This window comes from Nocardioides sp. AE5 (assembly GCF_031844485.1).
GTDB lineage: Bacteria > Actinomycetota > Actinomycetes > Propionibacteriales > Nocardioidaceae > Nocardioides.
Genome location: NZ_JAUZVI010000002.1, coordinates 1 through 18520 on the forward strand (window position 1 = coordinate 1; position 18520 = coordinate 18520).

Genomic DNA, 18520 nt, shown 5'->3' on the forward strand with positions numbered 1-18520 from the left:
TCGCTGGCGTGGTCGGCAGGCGAAACGTTGCGCATTCGAGCCGCAGCGAGCGCGCCGTCGGCCGTTGCAACCCGTTGCCGACGAGGTCGCGGCAGTTACGGGCCTGATCGATCAGTTGTCGGTAGGTCTCATATCGGCGGTTCCACTTTGCTGTGCTTGACCGCGAGCCGGCTCTGGTTAGGGAGTTCCAACGCGCCTCGGCGGACAATCCGTTGCGAGTCGGAGGTGAGTCGCAGGCTGTGGGCGTCGGGTTGGTAGTGCAGGTGGGCGAGCAGATTGTCTGCGCTTGCAGCACCGGACACGATGGCTGATCTGACGTGCTGCCCAAGACTATGATCATTGACATAGACTAGAACGACATGTAAATTCCGTCGAACAGGGGTCTTTCGGCCTTGGTCTGGAGCTGACGATGGCGCCGAGATGGCCGGTGAGGTCGCTGCAGCACGCGGTAGACCTTTCTGTCGAGAATATGTTGAATGTCATAGACTGAGCCTGGCGTTAGATCGCCGAATTGCATGGGGGCGGCTGCCGTCGTTTCTGATAGGAGTGGGTTGTAGTGGAGGACCTCAACGGCCGAACGGCCTTCATCACGGGTGGCGCCCGGGGCATTGGGCTTGGCATTGCCCGATCGTTAGCCAAGCAGGGCGTAAAGCTCGCCATTGTCGACATCGACCAAGCAACCCTGGACGCTGCCAAGGCCGAGTTGTCGGAGCTGGTGCCGACCGAGGCGTTCATCCTCGACGTACGCGACAGGGAGCGGTACGTTGAGGTCGCTGACGAGGTGGAGAGCAAGCTCGGCCCAGTGTCACTCCTGTTCAACAACGCTGGAGTCACTGGCGGTGAGTCGACTGCCAAGATGACTTACGAGTCTTGGGACTGGATGCTCGATATCAATCTCGGTGGTGTGATCAATGGTGTCCAGACCTTCATGCCTCGGATGATCGAGCGCGGCGAAGGTGGGCACATCGTCAACACGGCCTCTGGGGCCGGCCTCGTCGTGATCGGGGCAGGCGTGATGTACAGCGCAGCCAAGTTCGGCGTAGTTGGGATGTCTGAGGCGCTCTGGCATGGGCTGTCGAAGTACGGCATCGGCGTCAGCATCCTGTGCCCCGGGTATGTTTCCACCGGCATCGTGGACAACTCGATCGCGTTTCGTACCGGCGACGATGGTACGGATCCCGCTCCCGACACTGCAAAGCGCGAGAATTCGCGGCATTCCATCGAAGGTGGTGTCTCGCCGGACTTCGTCGGCGACATTGTTCTCAACGCCATCAAGGGTAAGCACCTCTACGTCTACACCGACCGCATGATCGAGCCGTACCTTGAAGAGCGGCACAAGATGCTGACGAGCGCATTCGAGCCGCTTGAAGCGCTCCTGGCGGTCGCTCCTGACGTCAAGCAGGAGACCAGCGCGTGAGCGAGAGCGATTGGGAGTCGATCCGTTACGACGTGCCGCTGCCGAAGGTGGCGCGTATCGTCCTGGGCCGCCCCGAGAAGCGCAACGCCCAGAGCTATCACTTGCTGTACGAGCTGAATGAGGCGTTCGATCGTGCTGCGCAGGATGACGACATCAGCGTCATTATCTTGGCCGCCGATGGCCCCGACTTCTCCGCGGGTCATGACCTCAAAGACACCCGTAGGATGCAGGCATTCGAGGACTTCGACACCGTTGGCACTTGGTGTGGTTTCGGATGCGGCGGGGCCGAGGGGCGCATGGCGATCGAGGCAGAGGTCTACCTCGGGCTCTCGGAGCGGTGGCGCAATATCGCAAAGCCCACCATTGCCGCGGTGCAGGGCAAGTGCATTGCTGGCGGACTGATGCTGGCCTGGCCGATGGATTTGATCGTGGCGGGTGAGACCGCGACCTTCCGGAACAACACCATGGAGATGGGCGTGGCTGGCACCGAGTTCTTCCACGAGCCGTGGGAACTCGGTGTCCGTAAGGCCAAGGAGTTGATGTTCACCGCCGATGAGTACAGCGCCCAGGAGGCGCACGAGCTCGGCATGGTCAATCGAGTTGTGCCCGACGCCGAGTTGCAGGACTACACCCTGGCCCTGGCCGAGCGGATCTCGAGAATGCAGCTGTTCGCGCTGAAGCTCGCGAAGGCGGCGGTCAACTCTGCACAGGACCGAATGGGCCGCAAGGACTCGCTGCAGATTGGGTTCGCCCACCACCAGCTCTCCCATGCGCACAACCAGGAACTGTTCGGCTACGGCATCGACCCGGCCTTCATGGACCAGCTCGGCTATGCCCGGCCAGCATCCAAGGCAGAAAAAGCGAAGAAGGAAGAAGGAGTCCAGTCGTGACTGGTACGGAAACGTCGGCAACGGAGTATGACTCGATCGTCTACGAGGTGCCTGTCCCCAAGGTCGCGCGCATCGTCGTCAACCGACCTGACAAACGAAACGCCCAGAGCTATCGGATGCTGTACGAGTTGAACCAAGCGTTCGACCGTGCCGCGCAGGATGACGAAGTCAGCGTGATCGTGCTGGCCGCCGCAGGGCCAGACTTCTCCTCGGGCCACGACCTCAAGGACACCGAGCGGATGGAAGCGCTGGAAGAGTTCGACACCGTCGGTACCTGGTGTGGTTTCGGCTGCGCTGGCGCCGAGGGGCGCATGGCCATCGAGGAGGAGTTGTACCTCGGGCTCTCGGAGCGGTGGCGCAACATCGCCAAGCCCACGATCGCCGCCGTTCAAGGCCGCTGTATTGCCGGCGGTATGCAGATCATCTGGCCGATGGACCTGATCATTGCGGCAGACGATGCCAGCTTCAAGATCAACCCGATGGAGATGGGGGTCGCGTGCGCGGAGTTCTTTCACGAGCCGTGGGAGTTGGGCGTACGCAAAGCGAAGGAGATGCTTTTCACTGCCGACTTCTTCTCAGCCGAGGAGGCACGCCAGTTCGGCATGGTCAACCGCGTCGTGCCAGCAGACGAACTGCAGGACTACACGCTTGCCCTCGCCGAGCGGATATCGCGGATGCAATTGTTTGCGCTGAAACTCGCCAAGGGAGCGGTCAACTCCGCACAGGATCGCATGGGTCGCCACGACTCCCTCCAGGTCGGGTTCGCCTACCACCAACTCTCCCACTCCCACAACCAAGAGCTCTTCGGTATCCCGGCTGACCCGACTTTCATGAAGGCTTGGGGGCGAGCGCCTCAATGAGTGCCGTTACTGAAGAAGTACTGCCTCCCGCAGTCCGCACAGAGCTACGCGGCAAGGTGCTGTGGGTCCACCTGCAGCGCCCCGAGGTGCTGAACTCGATCAATGAGGAGATGGTCGACGGTCTCGCCGCCGCGCTCGATCGTGCCAGCGCCAAGGACGTGCGGGTCATGGTCATCCGCGGCACCGGCCGCGCGTTCTGTGCTGGCGCCGATCTGGTGCAGGTGCCGGGCGAAGAGGTCGACACCTCGCGAATGGAACAGATCGTCGAACGAGTCGCTGCGGTGGTGGGCGGCATCGCGAAGCTGCCCAAGCCGGTCATCGCGGGCGTCAACGGGATCACTGCCGCCGGCGGCCTGGAGATTGTCCTCGCCTGCGACCTCGTGGTTGCGGTCGAGGGTGCTCGGATCGCTGACGCTCACAGCAATTACGGTCTGCTGCCGGGTGCCGGTGGCTCTGCCCGATTGCCGCGGGCGGTCGGTACGCCGATGGCCAAGCGCATGATGCTGACCGGCGACTTCGTGACCGCCGAGGAGCTGGTTGCCAGCGGCTTCGTGACCGCCGTCGTCCCCATTGACCAGCTCGATGAGTGTCTGGAGGAGTTGAGCACGTCGCTCGCGTTGCGGAGCCCGCGCGTGATGACGGCAATGAAGCACCTTGCCGATGGCGCCTCCGACATCACGCTCGCAGAGGCGTGCGATGCCGAAGCGGTGGCGCTAAGGGCTTACTTGAAGACTCCCGACGTGCACGCCGGTCTGGCTGCGTTCCGTGAAGGCAAGCGTCCCGAGTTCGAGGACTGAAAGGTAACCCGTGACCGAAGTACGAGTCGTCGGAGTGGGCATGACCCGCTTCGGCAAGTTCCCCGATCTCTCGCCGAAAGCGATGGCTGCCGAAGTCGTGGCGGCAGCGCTCGCCGATGCCGGCATGGCGCCGGAACGGATCGGGGCCGTGTACGTCAGCAACGTATTTGCCGCCAGTCTCACCGGTCAGGAGTCTGTGCGCGGCCAGGTCTGGCTCGACGACACGGCCCTGGCGGGCGTTCCAGTCTTCAATGTGGAGAACGCGTGCGCCAGCGGCAGTACAGCTGTCGCCCTCGGCCGCATCGCGATCGCCGCCGGTGAAGTTGAGAACGTGCTCGTGCTTGGCCTGGAGAGGATGACCCACCCGGAGAAGGGGCGGGCGCTGCGGGCCATGGAAGGCGCGATGGATCAAGAGCGCCTTCCCGAGCTGCGGCGTTCGCTCGGCCTCGAGGAGGGACAGGGGTCGCCGTTCATGCAGGTCTACGCCGAGTATGCCCGCGCGTACATGGAGCGCAGCGGGGCTACCCAGGAGGACTTCGCGTCTGCGGCATCCAAGAACCACGCGCACGGCGCGCTGAACCCACGCGCACAGTTCCGGGATCGGTTCAGCGTGGAGGAGATCCTCGCTGCCCGGCCAGTCACCGGGCCCCTCACGGTGCCGATGTGTGCACCGATCGGCGATGGCGCTGCCGCAGCAGTGCTCACCGGGGCGACTTCGAAGGACGCGATGGCACGCTCGGTGCGACTGTTGTCATCGGTGGTGGGCTCGGGCGTGCGGGGTAGGTCGGAGCAAGTCGTCACCGACACCGCCCGTCGCGCCTTCGAGCGCGCTGGCATCGAGCCTGCCGACATCGACGTCCTTGAGGTACACGATGCCGCGTCGCCCGCCGAGTTCATCGTGCTCGAGGAACTCGGCATCGTCGCTCCCGGGGACGCGCCCGGCATGATCCGCGCGGGCGAGACCACCATCGGTGGTCGCCTCCCCGTCAACCCCAGCGGTGGGCTGGTCAGCAAGGGACACCCGCTGGGTGCCACTGGATTGGCGCAGGTGTTCGAACTGGTCGAACAACTCCGCGGCGAAGCCGGCGACCGCCAGGTCGAAGGCGCCCGTATCGCTGTCGCCGAGAACGCCGGCGGATATCTGGGTCCAGAACCCGCAGCTGCGGCAGTCACCGTCCTGGCGCGCTGAACAACAACCAAAAATCAAGGAGATCCACGTGGAGTTGTCAGGACGCGTCGCCGTCATCACGGGCGCAGGTTCGGGGCTCGGTCGTGCGGCCGCCGTACGCTTGGCGAAGCAGGGCGCGCAGGTCGCGCTGCTCGACGTGGACGAGTCACGCGTGGCTGGATTGGTCGACGAACTCGGTGCCGATGCTTTCGCGGTGCAGGTGAATGTGGGTGACACGCAGTCGGTTGCGAGCGCGATCAGAGCCGTTCTGGAACGGTTCGGCCGCATCGATGTGTGCGTCAACGCGGCAGGTGTCGCTACGCCCGGGGCGATCACTAACGGCGAGGAACCGCTACCGTTGGAAACCTTCCGCAAGGTGATCGATATCAATCTGGTCGGCCTGTTCGACGTGATGCGGCACTGTGTCACCGCGATGGTCAAGAACGAGCGGATCGACGGGGAGCGCGGGGTTGTGGTCAACGTGACCTCCGGCGCTTGGGACCAGGGCCAGCGGGGACAGGCGGCGTACGCCGCGAGCAAGGCGGGCGTTGTGGGCCTCATTCTTCCGACGGCACGCGACGTTGCTCGCTACGGCATTCGCGTCGTTGCGGTCGCGCCGGGACTGTTCGACACCACGATGGCGAGTGGTCTGTCGGAGAAGGTGCGGGCAGGGCTGGAACAGATGATCTTGCAACCCTCGCGTCTGGGTGACCCCGATGAGTTCGCTGCGCTGGTGCAGCACGTCGTCGAGAACCAGTACTTCAACGCCACCACGATCAACCTCGACGCCGGTGTACGGATGAGTTGAGCGGGACCGATATGACCACGGGCGAGAGGATCGGAATGAAGCAACGAGCGTGGGATGAGCCAGGTGCTGAGCAGGTCCTCGACGGGGTTTTCCGAATCCCCCTTCCGCTGCCCGATGACGGGCTGCGTGCGGTCAACGTCTATGCGATCTCAGAAGGATCCAGTGTCACCATGATCGACGCCGGCTGGGCGCTGGCGGAGAGCCTCGCGGCGCTCGAGCGAGGCCTGGCTGAGGCCGGGCACTCGCTGTCCGACATCGAGCAATTCCTGGTGACCCACTCCCACGGCGATCATTACGCCCAGGCGGCCACCGTCCGAAGGATGTTCGGGAGCGAGGTCAGCATCGGCGCCGGTGAACGCGGCTCGATCGAGGCGATGGCTGATCCGGCCTTCGAACCGTTCTCGAGGATCGAGCAGAGCCTGAAGAGGGCAGGCGCCGAAGAACTCCTCTCCGACATGCTTGCTTGGCGTCGTGGAGCACGCGACAAGGGGCCACACGTGCCGTGGGAGTTGCCCGACCGGTGGCTGAGTGCGGGCACCATCAGTCTGAAGTCGCGTGACCTGGAGGTTGTGGACACGCCTGGCCACACTGCGGGGCACGTCGTGTTCCATGACCTCGTCGCCGGCGTGCTCTTCGCCGGTGATCACGTACTGCCACGCATCACTCCTTCGATCGGGTTCGAGCCAGGCGGGGCGGATCTGCCGTTGGCTGACTTCCTGGACTCGCAACGCGTCGTTCTGGAGCGTCCCGACGCGCGCTTGCTTCCCGCGCACGGACCTGTCACGGACAGTACACATGCTCGCGCCGAGGAGTTGATCGCGCACCACGAAAAGCGTCTCGACGAGACGGCCGCGGCCGTCGATTCCGGAGCGAGCACGACCTATGAGGTGGCGCAGCACTTGGGCTGGACCCGGCATGAGCGCCGGCTTGCGGAGCTCGACATGTTCAACCAGAACCTCGCGATCGGCGAGACACGAGCACACCTCGACGTCTGCGTGGTCCGTGGCTGGCTGGACGCAAGTGAAGGGACGGACGGGATCGTGCGATACACCCGCGCCTGACGTTGGCAGGTGTTGCCGCGCCGGGCGATCACTGCAATCAGACAGGGTGACGTGCCGTCCCCAGTGGCGGCGCCTCGCCCCTGCGCATTTGTGGCCGGACTGGACTTCAGCCCAACTTGAGCGAGCGGCCGATGATCTCCTTCATGATCTCGCTGGTGCCGCCGTAGATGCGCTGCACGCGTGCGTCCACATAGGCCCGGGCGATCGGATACTCGGGCATGTATCCGTACCCGCCGTGCAACTGCACGCATGCATCGACGACACGCCCCAGCACCTCTGTGGTCCAGAGCTTCGCCTTGGCAGCGTCGACAGCGGTGAGGCGTCCCGTGGTCAGTTCCATAACGGCTCGGTCGACGTATGACTGCGTGATGTCGACCTCGGTGACGAGTTCGGCTAACCGGAATCGGGTTGCCTGGAACTCGCCCACTGCTCTGCCGAACGCTTGGCGCTGCCTGACGTAGTCGCAGGTCCACGTCAGTGCCGCGCGTGCTGAGGCGATTGCAGCCAAGGCAACTGAGAGTCGCTCCTGAGGAAGGTTGTTGGACATTCCTATGAATCCGTCACCTTCCTTGCCGAGGAGGTTCGACGTGGGCACGCGAGCGTCGGTGAAGAACAGCTCGGCGGTATCTTGGGCGTGCTGGCCGAGCTTGTCGAGATTCCGGCCGCGTTCGAAGCCCGGCGTGCCGCGCTCGATGACGATGAGGCTGAGCCCACCGTGCCGGTCGTCGCCAGTGCGTACGGCTGCCACGACGAGATCTGCGTTGATGCCGTTGGTGATGAATGTCTTGGCACCGTTAATCACGTAGTGGTCACCGTCGCGCACTGCCCACGTCCGGATGCCTGCGAGGTCGGAGCCTGTCCCGGGTTCGGTCATGCCGATCGCCGTGATCGTCTCGCCGGTCGCGATGCCCGGAAGCCACCGTTGTTTTTGTTCGTCGGTAGTGAGGTCCAGGAGATACGGCATCACCACGTCAGCTTGCAGTGATGCGCCGAGGACGGCAGGTCCGACGCCGAGCGCTGCGCCTTCTTCGATCATGATCGCGTTGTAACGGAAGTCGGCGATGCCGGCACCGCCGTACGCATCGGGCACAGCGGCAAACGCGCCGAGTTCTCCGAGCTTGGCGAACAGGTTGCGCGGCACGATGCCTGCCCTGGCCCATTCCTCGTAGTGAGGAACGACCTCCCTTGCCAGAAGACTCCGCATGCTGCGCCTGTAGGCCTCGTGCTCTGCCTCAAAGATGTTGCGATCCATCAACGCTCCTAGTGGACTGTGCGACGACCTATGTCTGATGACATAGAATAAGTCATTGAACACTATCTAGGATAGTGTGCCTCGAGTGCGTGCCTCTTCCAGAACATCCACCAGGGCGATGGTGCCGGTCCTGGTCTTGGGCGGGATTGTCTCTGCGCTCCAGTCCACGCTCGTGGTGCCGTTGCTTCCAGAATTCCCAGGGCTGCTCGACGTGTCCTCTGACGACGCGGCTTGGCTCGTGACCATCACGCTCATCAGCGCGGCGGTGTCCATGCCGATCATGGGCCGGATGGCAGATATGTACGGCAGGCGCCGGATACTGCTGGTCTCAATCGGCGCGCTGGTGGCTGGCTCGCTTGTCTGCGCGGTGGCGCCGGGCTTCCCGATGATGATGATCGGCCGGGGCTTGCAGGGCTGCGGTGCGCCGCTGGTTGCGATCGGCATCAGCATCCTTCGCGACACGCTTCGCCCCCGACAAATGGCACATGCAATGGCATTGATGAGCGCGTCGATCGGGATCGGCTCTGCGCTTGGTCCACCGGTCGCGGGTCTGCTGGCCCACGGGCTCGGCTGGCGTGGAGTGTTCTGGTCATCCACCGGTTGCGGGATTCTGCTGTTCGTGTGTGTGTTGGCATTCGTCCCGGCGTCACCCCTGCGGGCTCGCGGGCGCTTCGACATTGGTGGGGCGGTATTGCTCTCGATCGCGCTCGTCTGTGTGATGCTGCCGATCACCAAAGGAGCCGCATGGGGCTGGACCTCATTGGTTGTGGTTGCTCTCGCGGTGGCTGGGGTCGTGCTACTGGGTGGTTGGGCGTGGTTCGAGTTGCGGCTGGTAGAGCCGATGGTGGACTTACGTGCCGCAGCACAACGAACGGTGGCGATGGTCCATCTCGCTGGACTGTTTGTGGGGATCGCAACGTTGATGAATTCATTGGTGACCACCCAACTCCTCCAGTTGCCGCACATTGGTCACGGACAGGGTTTGAGCATCCTGGACACCGGAATCGCGATGATCTTTCCCGGCACTGTTCTCGTGCTCGCCTCCCCGCTAGCGGGGATGATGCTGAATCGTTGGGGCGGTCGCACCTCGCTTCTGGTCGGCTCAGGCGTGCTTGCTGCGGCGTACCTCGCCCGGATTCCCTTGTCCGGAAGTGTTGTTCAGGTAGTCGTGTCGTCCTGCATTGTGAGCGTCGGCCTCTCGATCGTGTTCACGGCGTTGCCGAGCCTCATTCTTGGATCAGTGCCAGCGAACCAGACCGCCGCCGCGAACAGCCTCAACGCCCTGGTCCGGACGGTGGGTTCGGCTGTGGCGAGCACCTCGGTCGCAGTGGTATTGGGCGCGAGCGAGCGATTGGGGACCGTGGCCGGGGGGCCAGACGCGAGAACTCTAGGTTGGGTGCTTCTATTTGCCGCCGCAGCAGCGCTCGCTGCGATGGTCTCGGCGGCCCTGATCCCGTCGCGGCGTCGAGCGGCGCGAGTTGGCAAAGACCCGATAGTGGCAACTCTATGTTGATGGACACATACTCGAATAGCGTGTATAGATTTCCCCAGAACAACAGGATGTGGTCGGAGTTCGCTTTCGACCCGGCAGCACGGAGGACATAAAGTGATCGAAGAGTCGGGAATCCTGCGTGGCGAGGAATTCGTCACCCTGGATGCGCTCAATCAGCGAGCCAGGCAGGCGGCGAGCGCACTGAGCTCGATCGGCGTGAGCGCAGGAGACCGTGTGGCGTTGCTGTTGCGCAATGACATTCCGTTCTTCGAGGCCTCGTTGGCTGCCGGGATGGTCGGAGCTGCGCCCGTGCCTCAGAACTGGCATGGAAAGCCCGAGGACGTGCTCGGTATCCTGCTCGACTGCAAGGCCAAGGTGCTGGTGGCACACGCCGACCTGCTGCGTCCGGTGCTCGGCCTTCTGCCTGAGGGTTTGGAGGTGCGGGTCGTCCCAACGCCGTACGACATCGGCGAGAGCTACAAGATCCCTAAGGAGGCGTGGGATGTTCCGGACGGCACGGTCGAGTGGGGATCCTGGATCGACGGCTTCGGGCCACGCACCGACGACCCTGTCGCCGCACCCTCGGCGATGCTGTACACGTCCGGGACCACTGGCAAGCCCAAGGGTGTGCGGCGCGAGGCGATGACTGTCCCGACGCCGTACCTCGCTGATCTCGCGAAGCTCAGCGGGTTCGGCCCAGGCGTCCGCGCGGTCGTGACCGGACCTCTTTACCACGGCGCTCCGCTGGCGTGGGCGATGGGTTGGGTGCGCAGTGGCGGTCTCATCGTGCTCCAGAACCGGTTCGACCCGGAGGATCTGCTTCGCCTGATCGACGAGCAGCGAATCACGAACCTGATGCTGGTCCCGATCATGCTGAACCGGATGCTCCAACTGCCAGCCGAGGTGCGTCAGAGGTACGACGTGTCATCGCTGCGGCACGTCACCATGGGCGCCGCCCCCTGCCCGCGCCACGTGAAGCAGGCGATCATCGAGTGGTGGGGTCCGGTCCTCATGGAGCAGTACGGCAGCCTCGAGATCGGCGTGGTGACCGGCGCCACCAGCGAGGAGTGGCTGGCGCACCCGGGCACGGTCGGCAAGGCGCTGGTCGACGTGCAGATCAAGATCCTCGATGCAGACGGCAACGAGGTGGAGATCGGCGAGATCGGCGAGATCTTCACCCGGATCGAGGGACAGTCCGACTTCGTCTACGAAGGACGACCCGATGCGCGTGCTGAGATCGAACGGGACGGGTTCCTCACTGCCGGCGACGTCGGCTACCTGGATGCGGATGGCTTCCTCTATCTCTCGGACCGCAAGAAGGACATGGTGATCTCGGGTGGGGTGAACATCTTCCCGCCGGAGATCGAGGAGTGCCTGCTCGCCATGCCGGGGATCCGCGATGTCGCGGTCTTCGGGATCCCGGACGAGGAGTACGGGGAGGCTCTGGCTGCTGCAGTGGAACTCGACGGCACAACGACCGTGGCAGCAGACGACGTGCGGGGGTTCGTCCGTGCCCACCTGGCCGGTTACAAGGTTCCCAAGGTCGTCGATTTCCTTGACAAGATCCCACGCTTGGACTCCGGAAAGATCCTCAAGCGTCAGTTGCGAGAGCCGTATTGGGCTGCAGCGGGCCGCTCGATCTGAGGCCCATCAACACGGAGCCAGGCAGTTGACAACCATTCATCCACGGGTGGCGAGCGCGAGTGACGTGCGGCTATGACCGGTAGGTACGGAGGCATGAAGTGATCGAAAAGTCGGGAATCCTGCGGGGCGATGAGTTCATCTCATCCGAGGAGTTGGATCTGCGCAGCAAGCAAGCAGCGACAGCGTTGAGTTCCATCGGTGTGGGTGCCGGGGACAGGGTTGCGCTGCTGCTGCGCAACGACATCCCGTTCGTTGAGGCCGTCCTGGCCGCCGGCCTGATCGGCGCAGCCCCCGTGCCACAGAACTGGCATGGTCAGCCCGAGGACGTCCTTGGTGTGCTGGTGGACTCCAAGGCCAAGGTCTTGCTGGCGCATGCAGACCTGTTGCGCCCGGTGCTCGACTTGCTGCCCGAAGGTCTCGAGGTCCGCGTGGTCGCAACGCCGCGGGACATCGGCGAGGCCTACGGCATCCCCAAGGGGTCCTGGACGGTGCCCGAGGGCATGACCGAGTGGAACGCCTGGGTGGACAGGTTCGAGCCATGGAGCGATGATCCGGTGCCTGCGCCGGGCGCGATGATGTACACCTCCGGCACCACCGGCAAGCCGAAGGGTGTGCGCCGCAAGGCTTGGGGGGCCGAGGCCATGGACGAAGGGGGCTACTACCCGGAGATGGCGACCTACTTCGGCATCACCTCGGGCGCGCGCGCTGTGGTGACCGGTCCGATGTACCACGGTGCCCCGTTGTTCTGGGGGATGGGCTGGATCAAGGCGGGCGGTTTCGTCGTGCTTCAGGCAAAGTTCGACGCCGAGGGTCTGCTGCGGTTGATCGACGAGCAGAGGATCAACAGCTTGTACCTCGTGCCGATCATGTACAGCAGGCTGCTCAAGCTGTCGGACGAGGTGCGCGAGCGGTACGACGTCTCCTCCTTGCGGCATGTCACCAATGCCGCAGCGCCGTGCCCCAAGCATGTCAAGCAGGCGATGATCGATTGGTGGGGGCCGGTCGTCTACGAGATGTATGGCAGCCTGGAGACCGGTGTCTGCACCGGAGCCACCGCCGAGGAATGGTCGGCGCACCCCGGCACGGTCGGCAAGGCGCTCCACGGGGTGGAGCTGAGGATCCTCGACGCGGACGGGAACGAGGTGCCGGTCGGGGAGACCGGCGAGATCTTCACCCGGATCGCTGAGCAGCCCGACTTCGTCTACGAGGGTCGCCCCGACGCGCGAGCGGAGATGGAGAAGGACGGCTTCCTGACCGCAGGCGACGTCGGATACGTCGATGTCCACGGATTCCTGTATCTCTCGGACCGCAAGAAGGACATGATCATCTCCGGCGGAGTCAACATCTATCCACCGGGGGTGGAGGAGGTCCTGCTCACCATGCCGGGCATCCGCGATGTTGCTGTGTTCGGCGTCCCGGACGAAGAGTTCGGGGAGGCGGTGGCCGCGGCTCTCGAACTGGACGGCAGCCTGCCGGTGACGGCCGATGACGTAAAGGCATTCGTGCGGACCCACATGGCGTCCTTCAACGTGCCCAAAGTGGTCGACTTCGTCGACCAGATCCCGCGACTCGATTCCGGGAAGATCCTCAAGCGCCAACTGCGTGAGCCCTACTGGGCCGCTGCTGGTCGCACCATCTGACGCGGTGGCCGCGCGTTCTGCTCCGGCGGCGACCTGAAGGCGTTCGCGCTCGACGACCTCTACGCGCTCCCCGGCCGGCAGGCGCAGCGAAGCCTGATCATCCTTACGGAGAGTTGAAGTCCGATGCCAGCAGGCCACTGGCGTTGATGCGCAGCATCACCAAGCCGGTGATCGCGGCGGTCAACGGTCGACCCACGGGCCGAAAACTCGGTCCGGAAACTCGTATCGAAGTCGTCGTCCGCGCTGGCTACGGAGCCAGCGCGCCTGGTGCTGGGAAAGTGCGGCCGTCGAGGCGCACCTAACCGGCATGAAGATCTCAGAGACGATGATCGGCGGTGTCCTCCAGCCGGGCCGCAACCTTCCGGTCCTTGGCGTGGGTGCGGACGATCGCATCGATGTCGTGGTTGAGGACGGCGAGACGTTGGGCCTTCCAGTCCAGGGCGAACCACTCGTGGGAGTGGCCGGAGTTCCGCCGCCCGCTGTGGCAAACAAGGTCTCTTGCGCATCACGGTATTGTCACGAATAGATAACAATGCGGATCGAGCGATGGCCGGGCGAGGAGTTCTCCCATGCATACCGCGGCGGACGTACAAGGTGGCGGGACGCCCGTCGCCAGGCGCGGACGCGCCTCGATCGCCCTCCGGTGCCTCGATGCAGCGGCAGCGTTCTTGGCCTTCGGTGTCGTCGGCATGGTGGTGTGGTGGCGTTGCCTCCGGCGACCGCTTCCCATGGGCTCACGCCGCTCGGTGGTCGTGGCTCGAAGCGGCACCTATTTCTTGGCTGTCCTGGTCCTCCTGGGGGCTGGCCTCGCCGTGCACCAACAGGCTCAAGGCCATGGACTGGCCTCTTGTGCCATCCATCTCGTCGAGCCGCTGCCGCGGCCCTGGAGATCATGAGCCGCTTCGCGGTCGACCCGCGCTGGCTCATCTACCTGCCGCCGACCATGTCGCCGGTCGCCACCTCCAGGCTTGATGGCTATCTCGAGCACCCCGCGCAGGCCTTCGACGAGTACGCCGGCTGGGGCGTCACCCGAGTCGTCTGCGAGGAGAAGCACATGGGCTCGCGTGCTGTTGCCGTCATCGCCCAGGATGCAGACGCTGCCGAGCGACGCTTCGGTGTCGCCGACGGGACCACAGGCGTCCTCTACACCCGTACCGGCCGGCCGTTCTTCGCCGACACCATTGAGCTCGTCGACCGGCTCACGAGGGCCGCGGCCCCGCTCTTCGAGTCGCTGGAGACCGACTGGCTCGCGCTCGACTGCGAGCTCTTGCCGTGGTCGGCCAAGGCCGTCGAGTTGATCAAGGACCAATACGCCTCGGTCGGGGCGGCGGCCCGCAACGTGCTGCCCGAGGCCCAGGCGCTCCTCGCGCAGGCAGCCGAGCGGGGATTGGACGTTGCGAGCCGGTCCGCCAAGGTCGACCGCAGGTTGGAGAACGCGCTGGCGTTCCGGGATGCCTACGCCGCTCACGTGCATCCGACAGACGGGCTCGACGGTGTCACGCTCGCGCCCTTCCAGATCCTCGCTGCCCAGGGGCGGGCACTCGCCCTGACCGAGTCGCATGAGTGGCATCTGGCTGAGCTCGCCAAGCTTCAGGGTGAGCTGATCACGCCCACCCGGCACCGCTTCGTCGACCTCTCGTCGGCCGAGGAGCGAGAGGCAGCCACCCAGTGGTGGCTCGACCTCACTGCCGGGGGAGGGGAAGGCATGGTTGTCAAGCCCGCCCACCTCACCGAGGGGCGCGTCCAGCCCGGGATCAAGGTCCGGGGACGGGAGTACCTGCGCATCATCTACGGACCCGACTACAGGGATGCGCTCGACGTGCTCCGCGAGCGCCACCTCGGCAAGAAGCGCCATCTCGCGCTGCGCGAACACGGTCTCGGACTCGAAGCGCTCACCTCGTTCGTCGACGGCGAACCGCTGTGGAAGACACACCAGGCAGTCTTCGCCGTCCTGGCGCTCGAGTCCGAGCCCGTCGACCCGCGGCTCTGAAGAGGGTCGGGGTGGAGTGCATCCTCGCCCTCCCGCGACTCACTGGAAGTCGCGGGAGGCATGCCGGGCCCGCAGCGCCTGCCCGGCTGCGGGGTGGACCGACTCCAGCGGCGCCAGCCGGTCGGCGACCAGGTTGGTGACGCCCTCGTTCCGTTCCAGGATGCCGCGGATCACCATCGCCGCGGAGTTGCGCGCAACGCGGCGGTAGCGGTGCCACAGGCCGACGCTGCAGACCACGTTGAGCATGCCGGTCTCGTCCTCCAGGTTCAGGAAGGTCACCCCGCCGGCGGTGCTGGGACGCTGCCGATGGGTGACCATCCCGGCCACGTGCACCCGGCGCCTGGGCTCGACCCCGGCGAGCTCGGCGACCGCCTTGACCCCGTGGTCGCGGAGCAGTTCGCGGAGGTGGTCGAACGGATTCGAGTCCGGGGTGATCCGGGTGGCCCACAGGTCGGCCAGGGTCTCCTCGATCGCACTCATCCCGGGCAGCGGCGGGGTGACCAGCCCGGGTGTGGCGCCCGGCAGGTGCTCCTCGGACTCGGTGCGCCCGGCATGCCAGAGCGCCTCGCGCCGCGTGTGCCCGAATCCGGCCAGCGCCCCGGCGGTGGCCAGCGCCTCCAGGTGCCGTTCGTCCAGCGCGGCCCGGCGGGCCAGGTCGACCAGGTCGGCGAAGGGACGCTCCCGACGGGCGGTGACGATCCGCTCGGCCACCTCGCGACTGACGCCGCGCACCGAGTCCAGCCCCAGCCGGACGGCGTACGCCGTGTCCCTGCGGTGTGCCGGGGTCGGGTCAGGCGTGCCGGGGACGAACTCGGTCCGCTCGTGGTCGCCGGCCAGGCACCCGGCGAGCCCGGTCGGCGACGGGGCGGAGCCGTCGATGAGTTCCAGGTCAGCGACCGCGGCCGAGCGTGCGATGTCGGGGCGGAGCACCCGTACGCCGTGGCGACGCGCATCGCCGACCAGGGACTGCGGGGAGTAGAACCCCATCGGCTGGGCCCGCAGCAGCCCGGCCAGGAAGGCGGCCGGATAGTGCAGCTTGAACCACGAGCTGTGATGGACGAGCAGCGCGAAGCTGAGCGCGTGCGACTCGGCGAAGCCGAAGTTCGCGAACGAGAGGATCTGCTTGTAGAGCGCGTCGGCGACCTCCCCGACCAGGCCGCGCTTCGCCATCCCGGCGAACAGTTGCTCCTTGATCGAATCGATCCGCTCGATGCCACGCTTGGAGCCCATCGCCCGGCGCAGCAGGTCGGCGTCGTCGCGGCTGCAGTCACCGATCACCACCGCCATCTCCATCAACTGCTCCTGGAAGAGTGGGATCCCCTTGGTCCGCTCCAGGGTGGGCACCAGGTCGTCGTGCACATAGCTGACCGGCTCCTTGCCGGTGGCGCGGCGGATGTAGGGATGCACGGAACCGCCCTGGATCGGTCCCGGGCGGATCAGCGCGATCTCGATGGCCAGGTCATAGAACTCGCGGGGCTTGAGCCGGGGCAGGGTGCCGATCTGGGCGCGGCTCTCCACCTGGAAGACGCCGATCGAGTCGGCCCGGCAGAGCATGTCGTAGACGGCCGGCTCCTCACGAGGGATGGTCTCCAGCGTCCAGTGCTCGTCGAGGCGCTCGCCGACGATCCGGATCATCGCGTCCAGGGCGCCGAGCATGCCCAGGCCGAGCAGGTCGAACTTGACCAGGCCCATCCAGGCAGCAGCGTCCTTGTCCCACTGCAGCACGGTGCGCTTCTCCATCCGGGCCCGCTCGATCGGGCAGACCTCGCTGATCGGCTGCTCGGTGAGGACCATCCCGCCGGAGTGGATGCCCAGGTGGCGCGGCGCCCCCAGCAACTGGGTGGCCAGGTCGACCACCGGGGCAGGGATGTCATGCTCCTCGCCCTCGGTGGCGATCCGGCTCCAGCTGTGGATCTGCTTCGACCAGGCGTCCTGCTGGCCGGGGGAATGGCCGAGCGCCTTGGCGGCGTCGCGGACCGCCATCTTGGGGCGATAGGTGATCACGTTGGCGACCTGGGCGGCGCACCGCCTGCCATAGGTCTCATAGACCCACTGGATCACCTCCTCGCGCCGGTCGGAGTCGAAGTCCACGTCGATGTCGGGCTCCTCGTCACGGTGCTCGGAGATGAACCGCTGGAATGGCAGGTTGTAGAACACAGGGTCGATCGCGGTGATCCCGAGCACGTGGCAGACCGCCGAACTGGCCGCGGATCCCCGTCCCTGGCACAGGATGCCCTGCCGGCGGGCGAAGGCGACGATGTCGTGGACGATGACGAAATAGCCGGCGAACTCCTTGCGCTCGATCATCTCGAGTTCGTGGGCGATCCGCTCCCGGGCCTCGGCCTCCAGGTCACGCGCGCCGTGCCGCTTGCCGCGATAGACGCGCTCGAACCCGGCCGCCACCAGCGAACGCAGGTGGCTGATCGCGGTCTCTCCCTCGGGGATCTGGTGCTGGGGCAGCCGCGGCCTGGCCTTCGCCAGGTCGAACCCGACCTCGTCGGCGATCTCCACGCTGCGCGCAACAGCACCCGGATGGCGGGCGAAGCGGCGCGCCATCTCCTCACCCGAGCGCAGGCAGGCGGCACCCCATGGCGGCAGCCAGCCATCCATCTCGGCCATGCTCCGCCGGGCCCGGATCGCCGCCATTGCGGCGGCCAGGCGATGCTCGGCAGCGGTGGCGTAGTGGACGTTGTTGGTGGCCACCATCCGCAGCCCGCGATCCTGGGCCAGCGCGGCGAGCAGGTCGTTGCGCTCGTGGTCGCCCGGCAGGCCGTGGTCGGTCAGTTCGACCACCACGTGCTCACTGCCGAAGAGGTTGACCATCCGGTCCAGCGCCGCTGCGGCCGCCCGTGGCCCGCCGGTGGCCAGGGCGGAGCGGACCATGCCCTTGCGACAACCGGTCAGCAACAACCAGTGCCCGCGCCCCTGCTCGGCCAGTTCGGCCAGGTCGTGGATCGGGCGCCCCTTGACCGCGCCGCCGTCGTCAGGGTCGCCGCGCAGGTTCGCCTCGGTGATCGCGGAGGCGAGGCGGTGATAGCCCTCGACGTCGCGGGCCAGCACCAGCAGGTGGCTGCCGCCGGGATCGGGTACGCCGCCCTGGGGGCCACTCAGCCCCAGGGAGAGTTCGGCGCCGTGGACGGTGACCAGACCGGCGTACTTCTGGGCGGTCTCGGCGAAGAGCGGTGCCCCGGCGAAGCCGTCGTGGTCGGTGAGCGCCAACCCGTGCAGGCCCAGCCGGACCGCTTCCTCGACCAGGCGGTCGGGACCGCTGGCGCCGTCGAGGAAGCTGAAGTTGCTGTGGCAGTGCAGTTCCGCATAGGGCACCACCGGGCCCTCGGGGCGGCGTACGTCGGCAGCGGGCTGGTAGGCCCTCCGCTTGCGGGAGCCGGGGCCCTGGTCGGGGGCAGCGTCCACAGTCCGCGCGGAGCGGGGACGCCCGGAGAGCCGGGTCTCCAGTTCCGACCAGGGCATGGCCGGGTTCTGCCAGCCCATCAGTGCACC

General features: G+C 65.8%; 13 protein-coding genes. 11 read left to right on the plus strand and 2 right to left on the minus strand.

Features of this window, described 5'->3' with window-relative positions; translation table 11 throughout:
- Positions 1 to 556: 556 nt before the first annotated feature.
- From Q9R27_RS03035 to Q9R27_RS03065, 7 genes are read left to right on the plus strand one after another with little or no spacing between them, the layout of a single operon-like run.
- Entirely contained in the window at positions 557 to 1417 is an 861-nt protein-coding gene (locus Q9R27_RS03035) for an SDR family NAD(P)-dependent oxidoreductase (protein ID WP_311250858.1), read from the plus strand.
- Positions 1414 to 2307: an enoyl-CoA hydratase gene (locus Q9R27_RS03040; protein ID WP_311250859.1), complete on the plus strand. Its 894-nt coding sequence runs from the start codon at positions 1414 to 1416 to the stop codon at positions 2305 to 2307. Before Q9R27_RS03035 ends, Q9R27_RS03040 begins: the two co-directional genes overlap by 4 nt.
- The gene (locus tag Q9R27_RS03045) at positions 2304 to 3167 is read left to right on the plus strand and encodes an enoyl-CoA hydratase (RefSeq protein WP_311250860.1); all 864 of its coding nucleotides are present in this window, start codon (positions 2304 to 2306) and stop codon (positions 3165 to 3167) included. The genes Q9R27_RS03040 and Q9R27_RS03045 overlap by 4 nt, the downstream gene beginning before the upstream one ends.
- Before the next feature lie 56 nt (positions 3168 to 3223).
- Positions 3224 to 3964 carry an enoyl-CoA hydratase/isomerase family protein gene (locus tag Q9R27_RS03050; RefSeq protein WP_311250861.1) on the plus strand — a complete coding sequence of 247 codons (741 nt, stop codon included), beginning with the start codon at positions 3224 to 3226 and terminating at the stop codon, positions 3962 to 3964.
- Positions 3965 to 3974: 10 nt separating this feature from the next.
- Complete coding sequence (locus Q9R27_RS03055) at positions 3975 to 5153, plus strand: thiolase family protein (RefSeq protein WP_311250862.1); 1179 nt, start codon at positions 3975 to 3977, stop codon at positions 5151 to 5153.
- Between the two features lie 28 nt (positions 5154 to 5181).
- Positions 5182 to 5940 (plus strand): SDR family NAD(P)-dependent oxidoreductase, encoded by a 759-nt coding sequence (locus Q9R27_RS03060; RefSeq protein WP_311250863.1) that lies wholly within the window; start codon positions 5182 to 5184, stop codon positions 5938 to 5940.
- A 35-nt stretch (positions 5941 to 5975) separates the two neighbouring features.
- On the plus strand, positions 5976 to 7001 hold the full coding sequence (locus Q9R27_RS03065; RefSeq protein WP_311250864.1) for an MBL fold metallo-hydrolase: 1026 nt from the start codon (positions 5976 to 5978) through the stop codon (positions 6999 to 7001).
- A 106-nt stretch (positions 7002 to 7107) separates the two neighbouring features.
- On the opposite strand, the gene Q9R27_RS03070 is transcribed toward Q9R27_RS03065, so the two are convergent.
- The gene (locus Q9R27_RS03070) at positions 7108 to 8253 is read right to left on the minus strand and encodes an acyl-CoA dehydrogenase family protein (RefSeq protein WP_311250865.1); all 1146 of its coding nucleotides are present in this window, start codon (positions 8251 to 8253) and stop codon (positions 7108 to 7110) included.
- A gap of 118 nt (positions 8254 to 8371) precedes the next feature.
- Between Q9R27_RS03070 and Q9R27_RS03075 the strand changes: the two genes are divergently transcribed.
- From Q9R27_RS03075 to Q9R27_RS03090, 4 genes are all read left to right on the plus strand, one after another.
- A complete protein-coding gene (locus Q9R27_RS03075; protein WP_311250866.1) occupies positions 8372 to 9766 on the plus strand; it encodes an MFS transporter in 1395 nt (464 codons plus the stop codon).
- Between the two features lie 93 nt (positions 9767 to 9859).
- Complete coding sequence (locus Q9R27_RS03080; RefSeq protein WP_311250867.1) at positions 9860 to 11389, plus strand: AMP-binding protein; 1530 nt, start codon at positions 9860 to 9862, stop codon at positions 11387 to 11389.
- 98 nt (positions 11390 to 11487) lie between these two features.
- Positions 11488 to 13029: an AMP-binding protein gene (locus Q9R27_RS03085; RefSeq protein ID WP_311250868.1), complete on the plus strand. Its 1542-nt coding sequence runs from the start codon at positions 11488 to 11490 to the stop codon at positions 13027 to 13029.
- A 532-nt stretch (positions 13030 to 13561) separates the two neighbouring features.
- On the plus strand, positions 13562 to 15019 hold the full coding sequence (locus tag Q9R27_RS03090; RefSeq protein ID WP_311250869.1) for a hypothetical protein: 1458 nt from the start codon (positions 13562 to 13564) through the stop codon (positions 15017 to 15019).
- A gap of 39 nt (positions 15020 to 15058) precedes the next feature.
- Here the strand turns inward: Q9R27_RS03090 and Q9R27_RS03095 are convergent, their stop codons facing one another.
- Positions 15059 to 18511 carry an error-prone DNA polymerase gene (locus Q9R27_RS03095; RefSeq protein WP_311250870.1) on the minus strand — a complete coding sequence of 1151 codons (3453 nt, stop codon included), beginning with the start codon at positions 18509 to 18511 and terminating at the stop codon, positions 15059 to 15061.
- Between the last annotated feature and the right edge of the window lie 9 nt (positions 18512 to 18520).